Origin of the sequence: Asticcacaulis endophyticus (assembly GCF_014652575.1) — a bacterium.
GTDB lineage: Bacteria > Pseudomonadota > Alphaproteobacteria > Caulobacterales > Caulobacteraceae > Asticcacaulis > Asticcacaulis endophyticus.
Map to the genome: position 1 here is coordinate 456,724 of NZ_BMZB01000001.1, position 15,470 is coordinate 472,193.

The following is a 15,470-nucleotide window of genomic DNA, read 5'->3' on the forward strand; positions in this document are numbered from 1 at the left end:
GGTCAGAGACTCAATTCGTTCATGATCTCAACAATCCGGCGCGGCCCCTGCCCGTCGATCAGGCCCTTGGCGCGCGTGGCGGTTTCCTGACAAATTTCAGGATGCATCAGAAAGGTCGCCACCCACTGCGCGAAGTCATCCGGCAAACCTGAGCGCGCATCCATCACCGGATAGGGTGAGGATTTCAGCGACATGACCTGATTATCGACCACAATCAGCACCAGCGCCATCAGGTTCTGAGCGGCGATTTCTCCGACGCTGCCGCCTGCCGCCGTTACCACCAAAGCCGCACCGTTGAGGGTTTCGGCCACACTATCAGGGGCCACATGCAAAGACACCTGCTCCATGCCCGCGATCTGGGCCGATAACGCCTCAATGTGCGGATTGGCGGGGCCAGCGATCAGGCGGATCGGCACGCGCTGGCCGATCATCGGGAACATTTCATGGTAGAGATGACTGAGCGCCTGACACGTCAGGTTTTTAGGATCTGACCCGCCAAACATGAGGGCAATAAACCCCTCCTGATCGAACTTTGGGTATTCGCGGCTAAACTCCGCCCGGATCGGCGCATAGCGCGGCCCCAGACACGTAATCGCCTTGGGGGCTATATCGTCATAGGGTAAGGTCTTGGCCGCCGCCGCGGCATTGACCACCATATGGGCGCGGATATGGCTGAGTTTAGCCAGATCATCCATAACCAGTACCCGGCAATGATCATACATGGCGGCAATATAGTCAGGCGTCGCGCTATAGCTGTCGATGATCAGCCAGTGATGACTGGAAATCAGTACGCGCAACGCGACCCCATCCGCCTGAGAGCCGATCCGGCTTTGCACCTGCACCCAGTTGGCGCCAATGGCCGCCATATGTTTTTGCGCGGCGCTTGATGCCTCATTGAGGATGAAGCTGACCTTCCATCCGTGCGCACGGGCGGCTTCGGCAATCGCAAAACAACGCATGAAATGGCCAAGCCCCAAGGTGGGCGAGGCTTCGGTTCTGATCCACAGTCGCGCCATTATGGCTGATCCTTATGCGGCAGGCGGATGATATCGCAATAACGCGGCAGAGGGGTGCGCCAGACGGCTGACGCCCACGACCAGCCCACACCGAACCCACTCAGCAGCAGATTGACCGGCTTTTTCGATGTCGCCTGATGGAACGTCTCGCACATCGCCAGCGGAATGGAGGCCGGGCCGGTATTGCCGTAGTCCCTGACCACCTCCACCACCTGTTCGTCACGCAGACCGATCTTCTTGGCCAGAGACTGGATCATCATGGCATTGGCCTGATGCAGGATAACATGGTCCATGTCGTCAGCCGCCAAACCCACCGCCGCCAACGCGCGTGCCACCGATGGCGCCACCTGACGCAGGGAAAACGACAGTACCCGCGCCCCGTCCATATAAAGACGCGGATCACCGGGATGGGCCACCCCGCCGGTTTCCGACATCAAATGTGGCGCACCCGTGCCGTCGGCCCCTAGATCAAAGCCAATCTGATGATCGTCATCTGACGCTTCCAAAGCCGTGGCCGCCACCGCATCGCCAAACAGCAGTCGCAAGGCCCGGTCATCATCGGCAATCATGCTGTTGATGACATCGCCACCGAGCAGCAGGGCCCGCTTGAGGCCGCCCGCCGCCATCATCGACGATATGATGCTTAAGGCATAGACGAAGCCGGAACATCCCAGACGTAGATCAAGGGTCGCGGTGGTTATCGGCAGGCCCAGTCGGCCATGCACCACATAGGAGGTCGCGGGTAAGGGATAGTCCGGCGTCTGGGTTACCAAAACCAACAGATCAATGCTGTCCTTGTCCCAGCCCAGACCATCCATCAGATTTTGTGCGGCGGCCACCGCCATATCGCTGATGAGCAGTCCGTCTGAAACCGGACGGGTCTCAATGCCGGTCGCCCGGATGATCTTATCCACCATCTCTTCGCCAAACAGACCCGACAGATCGTGGTTCGATTCCTGATGCGCCGGCATGGCCGTGACTATGCCTCTGAGGGCTGGGGCGCGGGTTACAAATGTGACCATGACCGCACCCCTATACTGCCGTTTCCAGAAAGGCTTTTAAGCGCGCCACGACCATCGCCCCCGCCTCGACATGGGGCAGGTGCCCCACGTCCGGCAGGACATGAATGGCGGCATCCACCGGCAGATAGGCCGCCTCACGCAACGGGGTCAGACGGTCCTGATCGCCCCAGATAAACTGTATGGGGCAGCGCAACCGCGTCCAGTCACGCCATTCCGGCGATAACGCTACGCCAAAGGTCTTGGCAGTCTCCAGCAGCTTAGCAAAAGCCGCCTGACGTTCGGGATTACTGACCGCCTCAAAAAGCGCCTGCGCCAGGGCGGGCACCATCTGGGCGTGGCTATCGGCCACCAGAAACCGGGCCAGATCATGTGCGGTCTTTAGCGATGGTGCGGCCAGATAGGCATCCATGGTTTCGTAATGAAAAGGCCCGCCAAGGCCCGCCGGCGCGATGAGGCTAAGGGACTGCACCCGTTCTGAGTGACGATGGGCCAGACCCAAGGCCAGCTTGGCCCCCATCGAATGGCCGACCACATGGGCAGAGGTCACTTTCAGCAGGGTCAAGGCTTCGTCCAGCCAGCCAGTCATGAACGCGACATCACCGTCGCCAACCTCGTGTCCCGACCGGCCATGCCCCGGCAGATCGAGCGCAATGATCCGGTAGCGCGCCATAAACGCGGGCAGACAGTAATGCCAGGCCAGACAATCCGCCCCCAATCCATGGAGAAAGACCAGCACCGGCCCGTCTGCACGACCCATTTCCAGATAACTGAGCGGCGCACAGCTATGATCGGAGTTCAACGACAAACTGAGGCGCCGGGACGGGGCTTTGGGCGCAGTCACGGCGGTCATGCCAAAAGGCCCCCATCGACCGCCATGATCGACCCGGTGATCCAGCGCGAGGTATCGGCCAGCAGAAAGGCCACGGCGGCGGCGACATCTTCAGGGTATCCGATGCCCAGCGGATGGGCGGCGGTCAGGCGCTGATAGCCATCCTCGGTCAGCTTACGGTAGGCATGGGCGATGGGCGTATCCACCAGCGCCGGGGCGACGCAATTGACCCGCAGACCGTCGCGCACCAACTCGATCCCCAGACTGCGCGTCATGGCCGCCATACCGCCTTTTGACGCCGCATAGACCGAATTGCCGGACGCTCCGCGCAAGGCCGAGGTTGAGGCCACAAACACCAATGAGGCCTGCGGCGTATGGCACGTCTTAAGCCGCATACCCTGCGCCAGCACCAGCGCTGCCGTCAGATTGGCGTCAAACACCTCACGGATATAATCGAGATTTACCGTTTGCAGCGGTCGCATCGACTGAATACCGGCACAGTGTGCCAGACCGTTTAAGGGGCCATAAAGCGCGCACATTTCCTTCATCCACGGCACGATCAGCTCATGTTGCGACAGGTCGAGCACGCGCCCGACATGGCCCTCACCCGGCATCTCATTCAGCGTTTCCTGCAATCTTTCGGCATTACGGCCGGACGCAATGACCTTTGCCCCCAGCTTGGCCAGATAGATAGCCGTGCCCTTACCGATACCACTGGAGGCCCCTGTCACCAGAATGGTCCGCCCCTCAAGCGACATAGGATTGAACGGTTCACGCGCCAGATTTTGTGTCGGCATCAGATCGCTCATAAGGCCCCCTTCATTCGGTTGGCATAGACAGCATGAAAATGGGCGCAAGCATCTTCCATCTTACCTAACAAAGGTGCGCGCGGCGTGGCCATCGATGTCAGCCCCAGATGCACCTTGGCACAGATGCCGTGATCCTCGGACCGCACCTTATCGGAAAACTCTTTAAGCTGCGCCACGATCATGTCGCGGGCGGCCCCGCCCTTATTGCGGCCCAGAAACAGCCCGGCATTGACCGCGGTGGCATCCACCCCGATCGGATCAAACATCAGGGCGGAATAGAAGCCACCCCAGCTCATATTGATGACCAAATTGGGAAAGACCAGAAAACAGGCATATTCGGGATAGCGCGGCGTGGTCTGCAATCCGATGGCCTTGGAGACGCCGGCCCACCATTTCACCGACTGTTCGCGAAAATCGCCCAGAAAATAACCGTGCTCACCCTCAGCCGTCAGGCGCAGATCGGGCTTTAACATGGCCGCGAAACTTTCAGGATGCACCAGAGGGACATGATACCCTTCGGCGGCATTGTCCACACCCAGCTTCCAGTTAAAGTCCCAAAACGCCTGATGGCTATCAAACCGCTCCGGGCAGGTATCGCTCAAATGCTCAAGGATGTCATAAAACCCAGCCAAGAACCCGCGCAGATCCGGCCCGTCCGCGGCCATGCGCACAAACACAAATCGACCGCAGGTCTCAAGCGCAAACGCCTCAAGCCGTAAGGACTGCCGGTCATCGTCACTCAGGTCAAAGCTTTTGGCATTATGCGGCACACCCACCGGCGTGCCGTCGCCATCAAACGACCAGCCGTGATAGGGGCAGGTCAGTGGCCGGTTACCCTTCGCCTCACACTGGATACGCGAAAACCGGTGGGTGCAGACATTGCGAAAGGCCCGTAATGTGCCTTTGACATTCTGCACGACAATATTGGTCTTACCGATCTGACGGGTGATGAAATCGTTCGGGTTTTGCAGATCATCGCTAAAGCCCAGGCACAACCACGAAGGGGCAAATACCCGTTCCATCTCGGCCTCGAACACGTCGGGCCTGAGATAAACGTCAGAGGTAAAGCCGCTGTAGAGCCCGTCAAACATGTTCAGTATTCGTCGATCTGGGGTGCCCGGATCGCCGTCATATCTAGCTTGATCGCTCCCCACGACCAGCCCACCCCAAAGCCCATCATGACCATGCGCTGCGGCTTTGTCAGTTCATCCGACAGATGCGACGCCATAGCCAGCGGGATCGAGGCCGATGACGTGTTGCCATAAGCGCCCAGCGCTATCGGCACCTTCTCTTCCGGAAGGCCTATTTTTTTACGCAGGTGATTGAGCATGAAGGCGTTGGCCTGATGCAGCACGACATAATCAACATCATCGGCCGTAATACCCGCCGTCTCAAACAGTTCTTTCGCCAGCGCCGGCACGGCCCGCAAGGTGAAGTTAAACACCTCCGCCCCGTTCAGATGCAGGCGCGATTCCTTATAAAGGGCGGCCTGGTCTTCGGGCGATTTGGGTTCATCGGCCGGCACCAGTGAGCGGCGCATAGCCCCCGCCTTGACCATGATATGCTCGGCGCCTGATCCGTCCGTGCCGAACACACCGTGCCAGATACCGCCGGCGTCATCGACCTCCAGCGCCGTCGCCGATCCGGCATCGCCAAACAAAGGCACGGTCGCCTTATCGTCTTTCAGCAGCTTTACGGTCGAAATATCCCCGGCCAGAACCAACGCGCGGGCGGGTCTGCCCGCAACCGTCAGCGTCTTCAGTAAACTGGCTGCCGTCCACAAACCGTAGGGATAACCCGAACAGCCTAAGTTGATATCAAAAGCCAGACAGTTGCCGATGCCCATTCGCGTTTGCAGGGTGCAGGCGGTCGCCGGAATGACGAAATCGGGACTTTGGGTGACCATGATCAGCACATCGATGCTATCCTTGGCCCAGCCCAGTTCGGCCAAGAGGTTCTCAGCCGCCCGCTCACACAGATCAGACGTCGTTACACCCTCAGCCGCCACCCGGCGCTCGATCACCCCGATCGAGCCGGTCAGGCGGTCACGGTCTTTGGCTTCGGGAAAAAGGCCTTCGTCCTCAAGGCGGCGGATATCCTTCGGCACGCACACCCGCACGCCCTTGATTGCAATGCCGCTTAAACGGGCTGAAGTCATGCCGGCCCTCCGTCGGGTTTGGGACGATGTCGCGTTAACCTTAGTTAGCAAGTTTTAAGCAAATATTGACGAAAACCATATTCCCTGTGACCTGATCAACTTAGCCGCACGCGCCGATTCGTGCAGGCCTTACCGGAGTACCGTACATGGACAAACCCGCTTTTTTCGCCGCCGTTGCGGAAATACTTGAAACCGAGACGACTGGTCTTACAGGTGATGAAACGCTTGATGCCCTAGGCAACTGGGACAGTCTGGCGGTTATCTCGTTCGTGGCCATGGTCGATTCAGACCTCGACCGGATCGTCGATAATGAAAAATTGAAGCAAGCCAAAACCCTCAACGATCTGGCAGACCTCGCAGGGCTTTAAAAATGACCCCGACCTTTTCAGAACGGCTAAGGACCCGCGTGCCGTCCCTGAAACGGTTTTCTGAGCGCGCCCGCACAGACCCGCGCCATATCGCCTATGATCTTTTGCCGGTTCTGGGTTTACCTGAGCGCGGCGGCGTGTCGGCAATGATCGCAGCTTTAAAACCCAAAACTCCCGATTTTGCCCCGTCCGATACGGCCCGCGGCTTATGCCAAGCCCTGCAACAGGACGGCCTGACCCCGGTACAACCGGCCATACCGGGCGATGTGATTAATGAGGTGGTGGACTACTTCAAGGCCACACCCTGCCATGATCCGTTCCGACCACAGGTGGGCACGTTCGGCTGGGACACACCGCCCGCAGATGAGATCAATATGGGCTACTACACCGCAGAGGAAACCCTGCGCGCCCCCCATATGCTCGATCTGATGAACCGACCCGAAGTGTTGCAGGTGATGGAATTGCGATTGGGATGTAAACCGGTGGTCGATAATATCGGCGCCTTCTGGTCATACCCGCAGCGCCATACCGCCAAGGGGGTGCAGCGCTTTCACCGCGATTACGACTGTGTGCAAAACATCAAGGTGTTCTACTACCTGACCGAAGTTGACGACGACGCGGGTCCCCATATGTTTGTGCGCGGCTCCCACCATGACCGCATCTTAGAGACCGGTAAGGCCCAAACCGATGCGGCCATTACGGAAGCGTTTGGCGCGGATCGCATCACCGCCATTACCGGCCCCGCCGGGTCGTGGTTTCTTGAGGACGTTTATGGTTTTCACAAGGGCCAGTTGCCGGTCAATAAGCCGCGTCTGCTACTGGCCATCCAGTATAATCTCTACGCCTCACCGCACTGCCCGAAAGCGCCCCTTATGGATAATCCCGGCGGCTATGATCCCTATATCAACCGGATTTTCCTGCGATGAGCGCTCCAAATCTAAAGTCTGTCGCCATTATCCCCGCCCGTGGCGGCTCAAAGCGCATCCCGCGCAAGAATATCAAGCCCTTTCATGGTCAGCCGATGATCAGCTATTCGGTCCGCGCGGCGATCGACAGCGGCCTGTTTGAGCGGGTGATCGTCTCGACTGACAATGCCGAAATCGCTGAGGTCGCGAAAGAATACGGCGCTGAAATCCCGTTCCTGAGACCGCCCGAACTGGCCGATGATCATACCGGCACAGGGGCCGTCGTGGTCCATGCGATCAATTGGTTTAAAGCGCGGGGGATCGAGTTTGATCTGGCCTGCTGCATCTACGCCACCGCCCCGTTCATTCAGGTAGAACGCCTGATTGAAGGCCATGATGCCTTGCTGGCGCACAACAAATCCTTTGCGTTTTCCGTCACATCCTTTGCCTTCCCCATCCAGCGGGCCTTGAAACGCACGCCGGACGGCAGCGTCGATATGTTCTGGCCGGAGAACCTGAACAAGCGTTCGCAGGATTTAGAGGCTGCCTATCACGACGCCGCCCAGTTCTACTGGGGTAGAACCGAGGCCTGGCTTAATGGCCATATCGCCTTTTCACCGGTCTCCGTGCCAGTCATCCTGCCCCGCCATCTGGTCCACGATATCGACACCCCCGAAGATTGGGACGTCGCCGAAGTGGCGTTTGAAGTGCTGAAGAGACGTGGATCGATTTAGCTAGAGATTAAATATTTCGCGCTAAAGTTATGAAATGAAGTCCGCTAATCTGGCTATTTTAATCGACGGTGATAATTTTCCAACCGCGCACATTAGTGACGCGCTTAGTAAACTTGAAACCCACGGCACATGTACTGTGCGCCGATTATACTGTGACTGGACGCGTGACAACGCTTCCGTCTGGAAAAAGATCGTCCTGAAACATGGTCTTCAGACAATTCAGCAACTCGCATTCAGCACGGGTAAAAATGCCACTGATTTCGCGATTACCATCGACGCGATGGATCTTATGTATAGCCATAAATATGATGGCATCTGCCTTTTAACCAGCGACAGCGATTTTACCCCGTTAGTATTACGTTTGCGGCAGAATGGACTTAAGGTTTACGGCGTTGGCGAACATAAAGCCCCCCTTCCCCTTCGGGAAGCCTGCACGCAATTCATAACATTGCCCACGCCAATCCGGAACGAATCCACGCCGATACTACCTGACACACTTACATTTAATCAGCAGCTAAAGGCTGCGATTATAGCAACTTCAAAGGACGGATGGACTACACCGGCTGTCTTGGGGCAGCATTTAAGTCAAAAACTCGGTAAGGAATATGTAGCGGCTCAGCGTAAGGAACATTCGGTAGCAACCTTAAGCAAGCTGCTGCACAAGATTAGCCCCGGCTATGTGGAAATTGAGTTGAAAGCCGGAACAGACACTATTTCCCGTCTTCGGCTTAAACTAACCGAAGCCAGCCATTAACCCACCATCTCGTCCGTCAGTGGTTCGCCGCGCACCAGATCGCGGGCGGCGCGTTTACCCAGCACATCCCACAGTCTGACCGGCGGCAAACCCAGTCCCGGCCGGATCGAGCGGACATTGTCCTTGGTCAGCACTTCCCCGCTTTTGACATCGGCGACCACATAGAGCGAACGCCGGAAGGTCTTTGAGCCGCGCTCAGACCCCAGAGTGTTGTAATGCACACTCCCCAAGGCGCGGTGGGCATCTTTGCAGTCTCGCACCAGCGCCGTAAACTCAGCCGGTTCCAGACTAAAACTCGAATCCGGCCCGCCATCTGCTCGCGCCAGGGTGAAATGCTTTTCAATCACGCACCCACCCAGTGATACTGCCGCGATAGACGCCGCCGTCCCAAAAGTATGATCCGACAGGCCTGACGGGCACTGAAACTTTGCCCCCAGATCAGGCACGACCCGCACATTGGCATCGTTGATATTGGCCGGATATTCGCTGACGCAATGCAGCATCACAAACTGGCCATTGCCGTATTTGCGCACAGTCTCAACCGCCGCTTCTATTTCGGCCAGATTAGCCATGCCGGTCGACAGGATCAGGGGCTTCATCTTAGACGCCGCATAGGCGATCAACGGCAAATCGATCATTTCAAACGACGCGATCTTATAGGCCGGGGCCCCCAGCCCTTCCAGCAGATCAACCGCGGTTTCATCAAAGGGCGATGAAAACATGGTCACACCGCGCGACCGCGACCGCGCAAACAGGGCCTCATGCCAGTCCCAGGGGGTGTGCGCTTCGTTATAGAGATCCCACAGGCCGTAGCCTTCCCACGGCCCACCGCCGATGAAAAATTCCGGCCGGTCGGATTTCATGGTGATCGTGTCGGCGGTATAGGTCTGAAGCTTGATGGCATCGCAGCCGGTCTCCGCCGCCGCATCAACCAGCGCCAGCGCCCGTTCCAGCGAGCCGTTATGATTGCCGGACAGTTCACAGATTATGTAGGGCGAATGAGCCGACCCGATCTTGCGTCCAGCGATCTCGATTTCATAACTCATAGGCCGCACACCTCTTTCAGGATGGCAATCACCGCCGCCGGATCGTTGTCAGTCATGTCTGGATAGAGCGGCAAGGACAGGGTTTGGCTGTAATAGGTATCCGCTCCGGGCAGGTTGCGTTGCGCAAGGGCGTGCTGCTGCCAATAGGGTTGGCGGTGCACAGGAATATAATGCACCTGCGTGCCGACACCGCCCGCTTTTAATTCAAACATAATTTCAGTGCGGGTTTTACCAAGGCTTTGATAATCAATCTGCACCGCCATAAGGTGAAAAACCGGATCAGAGTCCGGCATGGGCGGTGCCCAGCTTACCGGCAGGCGCGCCGAAGCGAGTGCCGCCTGATAGAGTTCAACCAACCGGCGGCGACGAGCGGCAAAGTGCGGCATCTTACTGAGTTGCGATACCCCCAGCGCGCAGTTCAGATCAGGTAAACGGTAATTATACCCCAAAGCCTGCATCTCGTAGACCCAACCGCCGCTATCGCGGTCGTCACCAAAGCCAAGTCCGGTAAATCGCGTCGGATCGCGCTCTAAGCCGTGGCTGCGTAGGCTGCGCAGTTTACGCGCCAGTTCGGAGTCATTAGTCATGATCGCCCCGCCTTCACCAGTCGTCAGAGTCTTGACCGGATGGAAGGAAAACACGGCCATATCGGAGTATTGGCACGCGCCGGTCATGACACCCTTATCGACGGTGCCGAGCGCATGGCAAGCATCTTCGACCACAAAGGCATCTAACTCAGCGCAGCGGCCCGCGATCTGATCCAGCGCCACCGGACGACCCGCATAATGCACCGGCACCACACCGGCAAAGCGCAGTTCGCTATAGTCACGCTGCACGATCTTCAGCGCATCCTCAAACGTCTCATCGGTCATCAGGCCTGTTTGGGGATCGACATCGGCAAACACCACCTTTGCGCCACAGAACGCCGCACAATTGGCCGACGCCACAAAGGTAATCGACGGTACAATGATAACATCGGACGGCCCTACCCCCAAAGCCAGCATGGCCAGATGCAGCGCCGCCGTGCCGTTTGCGACCACCACCGCCTCTTTCGCGCCGACATAGGCGGCCAGTTCGCGCTCAAAGCGTTCCACCCACGGCCCGGTGGTCAGAAAATCGGATTTCAGGGCCTCAATGACATGATCGATGTCGGTCTGATCAATCGACTGGCGGCCATAGGCCAAAAACGGCTGGCTTAACATCGCCCCTACCCCGTGTAGGCGGCCAAAAGCGCCTTGATGCCGTCGATGTCCAGCCGCTCAGGATTAACGTCGGAAGCGTAATAGAAATCCTCCGCCACGCGCTTTGCCCCGCGTACCTTGGCAAAGCTTTTGCGGGTATATTCGGCAAATTCCGGCTCAATTATGAACCGGTCATCCAGTTCAAAAGTTGAGCGGGCATCATCGGCGGAGATCATGACTTCATGCAGTTTTTCGCCCGGCCGGATGCCGACGGTGGGCTGCTCAAGCTCAGGGGCCATGGCGGTGGCCAGATCCGTCATCAGGGTCGCCGGAATCTTCGGCACGAAAATTTCCCCGCCCTGCATCAGCTCTAACGACGACAAAACGAAATTCACCCCCTGATCAAGCGTGATCCAGAACCGCGTCATGCGCGGATCGGTGATCGGCAGGGTCTTGGAACCATTCGCAATCAGGCGCTTAAACAATGGCACCACCGACCCGCGTGAGCCGATGACATTGCCATAACGCACGGCGCAGAACCGGATGCCGGTATCGCCGGCCATATTGTTGGCGGCCACGAAAATCTTGTCCGACGCCAGTTTGGTCGCGCCATACAAATTGATCGGTGAACAGGCCTTATCGGTCGAGAGTGCGACCACCCGGTGCACACCCGTCTGCAAGCAGGCCGAAACGACATTTTCCGCACCATTGACGTTGGTGGCGATACATTCGGACGGGTTATATTCCGCCGCAGGCACCTGTTTCAGCGCGGCGGCATGGATGACGATATCGACCCCGCGAAACGCCGTAACCAGCCGCAAACGGTCGCGTACATCCCCTAAGAAAAAGCGCAGGCGAGAGATTTTTTCCTTGGGGAACATCTCTTCCAGTTCGGCGCGCATCTCATATTGCTTAAGCTCATCGCGCGAAAAAATGATGACCTTCTTCGGATCATAATCCCGCAGCAGCGTCATGACCATCTTGCGCCCGAACGATCCGGTGGCACCGGTGATCAGAACGACCTTGCCCTGAACGGGGTCCATCTGAGGGGCAAAATCACGGTATAACGGTGCGGACATGGTCGAAACTCCAGTTACATGTGCGCATGATGCTGTGGTGCGCTTAAGGCGTGGTTAACGCCGATCTCGCCTCATTAAATCCCTCATAGCATGGGGGATCAACACCCACGGTTCCAGGAAATAGCGGCTGAACAAACGCTTCGGCTCATGGAAAAACCTGACCAGCCATTCGATACCCATCTGCCCGGTCCAGCGCGGCGGGGTGTACATGACACCGGCCTCATAATCGAAAGCCGCCCCGATCGGCATGATCGCACACTCAGGCAGTCGCTTCAGGTTATTGAGTATCCAGAGTTCCTGACGCGGCATTCCCATGCCGACCAACAATACATCCGGTTTTTGAGCCGCAAGCTCGGCCAAAAGCCGCTCATTATCAGCGCCCGTCACATCGAAATAACCGGTGTGCATGTCTAGGTGAACCTGGGGGAAGCGTTTAAGGATCGCTGCCTTCGATAGCGGATTATGCGCCGGCGCACCGCCAACATGACAGACCCGCCAGCCCTCACTTTGCGCCCGCGCCCAGAAGCTTTCGCGAAAATCGAGATAGGTGCAGCGATGGGCCCGCGATACGTCTTTGCCAAGCAACCGCCCCCACAGGATCATGGGCGTCGAGTCGATCTCGATCAGGTCGGCCTTATCGTAAAAGGCCCGCATGTCTGAGCGGCGATGAAACAGATAAAGACTGTGCAGATTATGATTGGCGATCACCATCTGGCGTTTTGCGGTCACTGACTGCGCGATGGCCGACATCACCTCATCGGGAGTGACGGCATCGACTTCGGCTCCAAGCAAAGACAGGCGGCATGAGGGTGTCATGCCGCCTGTTATAGATTAGAGGTATTTAAAAATTACTGCCTAAACCTACTGCTCAACCGGACGCAAAGTCACTTCGACGCGACGGTTTTGAGCGCGGCCCGATTCAGTATCGTTTGAGGCGATCGGACGGGTTTCACCGGCACCGGCCACATAGATACGCTGATAAGCGACGCCGCGGCTCGACATATAGTTGGCCACCGAATTGGCGCGACGCTCCGACAGGGCCTGATTGTAATCATCAGCGCCGGTCGAATCGGCGTGGCCGATCACATCGATATAGGTCGACGGATAATCTTTCAGAACACCCGAAACATCGTCAAGAACTTTGTAGAAACGGGTATCAACCTGATCGCCATTGACGGGGAAGGTCACGTCGGACGGCATGTTCAGGGTGATGACATTGCCATTACGATCGACCGTCACGCCGGTATTGGCCAGCTTTTTACGCAGTTCAGCCTGCTGCTTATCCATGTAGTTGCCGACAGCGGCACCACCGAGCGCACCAATACCGGCACCGATGATCGCGTTTTTGCGGCCCTGCTCACCCTTATTGGTGTTGGTGGCATAACCCGCCGCAGCACCGACGGCCGCACCGATGATGGCATTGGTTTTGGTGTTATCACGCACCACCTGACCCGTGTTTGGGTCGGTGGTCGTACAGCCCGCCAGCAAAATACCGGTCGCAGCGAAACCTAACAGAACTTTTTTCATGCTTAAACTCTCCCTTAAGCTCAGACCTTCCGCCATTCATGGGTTGAAGCGGATATGAGCTGAAACTATTCCAGTTTTGCTGAACCTAGAATGAACGTCGCAAACAACCAATGCCGATGACCGACCCAAAAATAAGGGCGCCATAAGCCAGCCATCAAAAGCCAATGAGGATGTTAGTTTACGGCCTTGGCAGCCTCAGTTTTATGACAACGCCATACGGTCTGGGTCTCTGGTTGCGCCGTCAGGTAAGACTGCGCCAGGGTGCGCACCTTTTGCAGATTATCTTTCAACGCCGCCTGCTGCCCGGTATTATCCGGTGATGCGCACCGCAAAGTCCCAAGCGCCGTACGCTGAGACACATAGGCCTGATGGGCCTCCGGTGACAGGCGGTAATCGCTGCGTTTAAACCTTAGCCCGTCTTTGGACAGTTCGAGTTTAGCCGCAAAAGGCTCAGAGTCGCTAACCGTAAAGCGCAGCAATGACCCATCCGCCTGACGCTCATAAGGGGTGCGGTTATTGACGCAGGCGCGCGAGGCCTCGAACTCAAACTCGGTCGGCCCTGCCCCGCTCAGCGGACGGGGCGATGCGGATTTATCGACCTCGCAGGCCAGCCGCACCAGACCTTCGGACGCGGTCTCAGCGGCGGCTTTCTTGGCATTATGCCGTGCCCACAGACCGGAATCGCGCACCACAAACACCATGGCCAGTATGACCACCAACACCCCAAGCAATGTCCAGCCCCACGGGAACGGATGCTTGATGCGCACCTTGGCCGGCGTTGTTTTCAGGTGCAACGGCTTGGCGTCCGCACTTTCCGGCGTCGTATCGGGCTCTGGCGCATAGGCCGTCGGTGCCGCTTTTTCCTTATGCTCACGCTCACGGCGGATGTGCACAACAATCAGCACCAGTACCAATACGGACAAAACCACCAACGCCGCCAGTTGCAACTGATCCATCAGGGCCGAAGCGGCTTCGGCCTTTTTGGCCTGCTCCAGCCGTTGACGCTGGGCTTCGGCCGCCGCCGCCAGCGCCTTGGTCAGGGCATCGTCCTTGGAGATTTCGTCCTCGGACTTGGCGTAACAGGCTTCACCCTGAATCTGCGGGGTAATGCCCGCCGAACTCAGGAAGGTATTGAGTGCCGAGACATGGGTGGCGACATATTGCCCTGCCGGGACATCGAAATCACCACTGTCCGACAGGGATGAGGCCGCACTCCAGGTATTGACGCCGACGACCTGACCACATTCATCAAGCAGCGGCCCACCCGAATTACCCGGATTGACGGGGGCCGTATGAAACAGCGTATCGACCCGGCCGCCATCGGGGTTTGTCGAGGCAAACAGGGCAATAGACCCTTGCGTCACATAGGCATCCGCCGGCACCAAAAGCTCCGTCCCACCGCGTTTCAGCAAGCGATCGGTCACGCCGGGATAGCCCATGGCAATGATGCGCTGGTTCTTTTGCGGCGTCAGATAAAGCTTAAGGGGTGCTACTTTGAGCGATGGCGCTTTAAGCAGCGCCAGATCGCCTTCGGTCCACGATTTGACCAGTTCGACCTGCTGATAGCCCGCGCCTGTGTCCTTATGCGGCACGATATAGATTTCCGCCGATGAGGCTTCGGGCGGCGCTTCAACCACATGGAAATTGGTGACGATATAACCGGGGGCGACCACAAAGCCTGAGCCCATGCCGACGGCATCGAGCGGCACACCGCCGAAACCGCGATAGACCACCAGCACCCGCACCACCGACTGCTCAGACGATTTCAGCGCCTTGGTCGAATTAATCGGCTGGAATTTCGGATCGACCATTTCGGCCAGAACCTGATCCGTCGAGGCCGAAGCGGGCGCTTCAGTTACCGCAGGTGTGGCTACGGCAGGCACGGCCATCAGCGATAACCACAAGGCGCACAGAAGCGCCCCGGCGCTAAGACCGCGGATATTTGACGCTAAGGGTTTGTGAGCCCACAATCTCATGGCTATGCGCAACGGCTCTTTCGATTCCAAACTTTGTGACTTTAACCGATATGAACAATGGTTAAA

Annotated in this window: 16 protein-coding genes; 4 read left to right on the forward strand and 12 right to left on the reverse strand. The window is 57.7% G+C overall.

Annotation, left to right across the window (positions count from 1 at the left end; all coding sequences use genetic code 11):
• Positions 1 to 2 precede the first annotated feature (2 nt).
• The 6 genes from pseG to IE102_RS02145 are packed head-to-tail and all read right to left on the reverse strand — an operon-like array spanning position 3 to position 5,834.
• Entirely contained in the window at positions 3 to 1,016 is a 1,014-nt protein-coding gene (gene pseG, locus IE102_RS02120) for a UDP-2,4-diacetamido-2,4,6-trideoxy-beta-L-altropyranose hydrolase (protein WP_189484722.1), read from the reverse strand.
• Complete coding sequence (locus IE102_RS02125) at positions 1,016 to 2,038, reverse strand: ketoacyl-ACP synthase III (RefSeq protein ID WP_189484723.1); 1,023 nt, start codon at positions 2,036 to 2,038, stop codon at positions 1,016 to 1,018. The genes pseG and IE102_RS02125 overlap by 1 nt, the downstream gene beginning before the upstream one ends.
• Before the next feature lie 10 nt (positions 2,039 to 2,048).
• Positions 2,049 to 2,888 (reverse strand): alpha/beta fold hydrolase, encoded by an 840-nt coding sequence (locus IE102_RS02130; RefSeq protein ID WP_189484724.1) that lies wholly within the window; start codon positions 2,886 to 2,888, stop codon positions 2,049 to 2,051.
• Entirely contained in the window at positions 2,885 to 3,676 is a 792-nt protein-coding gene (locus tag IE102_RS02135; protein ID WP_229807525.1) for an SDR family NAD(P)-dependent oxidoreductase, read from the reverse strand. Before IE102_RS02135 ends, IE102_RS02130 begins: the two co-directional genes overlap by 4 nt.
• Positions 3,673 to 4,767 (reverse strand): aromatic ring-hydroxylating oxygenase subunit alpha, encoded by a 1,095-nt coding sequence (locus IE102_RS02140; RefSeq protein WP_189484725.1) that lies wholly within the window; start codon positions 4,765 to 4,767, stop codon positions 3,673 to 3,675. The genes IE102_RS02135 and IE102_RS02140 overlap by 4 nt, the downstream gene beginning before the upstream one ends.
• Positions 4,768 to 4,769: 2 nt before the next feature.
• The gene (locus IE102_RS02145; RefSeq protein ID WP_189484726.1) at positions 4,770 to 5,834 is read right to left on the reverse strand and encodes a 3-oxoacyl-ACP synthase III family protein; all 1,065 of its coding nucleotides are present in this window, start codon (positions 5,832 to 5,834) and stop codon (positions 4,770 to 4,772) included.
• Positions 5,835 to 5,980: 146 nt separating this feature from the next.
• On the opposite strand from IE102_RS02145, the gene IE102_RS02150 reads away from it, so the two are divergent.
• Genes IE102_RS02150 through IE102_RS02165 form a run of 4 tightly spaced genes read left to right on the forward strand, consistent with a single transcriptional unit; the run spans position 5,981 to position 8,595 of the window.
• Complete coding sequence (locus IE102_RS02150; protein ID WP_189484727.1) at positions 5,981 to 6,202, forward strand: acyl carrier protein; 222 nt, start codon at positions 5,981 to 5,983, stop codon at positions 6,200 to 6,202.
• A 2-nt stretch (positions 6,203 to 6,204) separates the two neighbouring features.
• Positions 6,205 to 7,128: a phytanoyl-CoA dioxygenase family protein gene (locus IE102_RS02155; protein ID WP_189484728.1), complete on the forward strand. Its 924-nt coding sequence runs from the start codon at positions 6,205 to 6,207 to the stop codon at positions 7,126 to 7,128.
• Positions 7,125 to 7,841 carry a pseudaminic acid cytidylyltransferase gene (gene pseF / locus IE102_RS02160; protein WP_189484729.1) on the forward strand — a complete coding sequence of 239 codons (717 nt, stop codon included), beginning with the start codon at positions 7,125 to 7,127 and terminating at the stop codon, positions 7,839 to 7,841. Before IE102_RS02155 ends, pseF begins: the two co-directional genes overlap by 4 nt.
• Before the next feature lie 34 nt (positions 7,842 to 7,875).
• Complete coding sequence (locus tag IE102_RS02165) at positions 7,876 to 8,595, forward strand: NYN domain-containing protein (protein ID WP_189484730.1); 720 nt, start codon at positions 7,876 to 7,878, stop codon at positions 8,593 to 8,595.
• On the opposite strand, the gene pseI is transcribed toward IE102_RS02165, so the two are convergent.
• From pseI to IE102_RS02195, 6 genes are all read right to left on the reverse strand, one after another.
• Positions 8,592 to 9,641, reverse strand: coding sequence for a pseudaminic acid synthase (gene pseI, locus IE102_RS02170; protein WP_189484731.1), 1,050 nt, complete (start codon positions 9,639 to 9,641; stop codon positions 8,592 to 8,594). The two genes, IE102_RS02165 and pseI, sit on opposite strands and share 4 nt — an antisense overlap.
• Positions 9,638 to 10,843 carry a UDP-4-amino-4,6-dideoxy-N-acetyl-beta-L-altrosamine transaminase gene (gene pseC, locus IE102_RS02175; protein ID WP_189484732.1) on the reverse strand — a complete coding sequence of 402 codons (1,206 nt, stop codon included), beginning with the start codon at positions 10,841 to 10,843 and terminating at the stop codon, positions 9,638 to 9,640. The genes pseI and pseC overlap by 4 nt, the downstream gene beginning before the upstream one ends.
• A gap of 5 nt (positions 10,844 to 10,848) precedes the next feature.
• Positions 10,849 to 11,901: a UDP-N-acetylglucosamine 4,6-dehydratase (inverting) gene (gene pseB / locus IE102_RS02180; RefSeq protein WP_189484733.1), complete on the reverse strand. Its 1,053-nt coding sequence runs from the start codon at positions 11,899 to 11,901 to the stop codon at positions 10,849 to 10,851.
• A gap of 54 nt (positions 11,902 to 11,955) precedes the next feature.
• Positions 11,956 to 12,717, reverse strand: a complete 762-nt coding sequence (locus IE102_RS02185) for a WecB/TagA/CpsF family glycosyltransferase (protein WP_189484734.1) — start codon at positions 12,715 to 12,717, stop codon at positions 11,956 to 11,958.
• A gap of 45 nt (positions 12,718 to 12,762) precedes the next feature.
• Positions 12,763 to 13,428, reverse strand: coding sequence for a YiaD family glycine zipper/OmpA-like lipoprotein (locus IE102_RS02190; RefSeq protein ID WP_189484735.1), 666 nt, complete (start codon positions 13,426 to 13,428; stop codon positions 12,763 to 12,765).
• 173 nt (positions 13,429 to 13,601) lie between these two features.
• Positions 13,602 to 15,404 (reverse strand): S1C family serine protease, encoded by a 1,803-nt coding sequence (locus IE102_RS02195; protein ID WP_189484736.1) that lies wholly within the window; start codon positions 15,402 to 15,404, stop codon positions 13,602 to 13,604.
• Positions 15,405 to 15,470 lie beyond the last annotated feature (66 nt).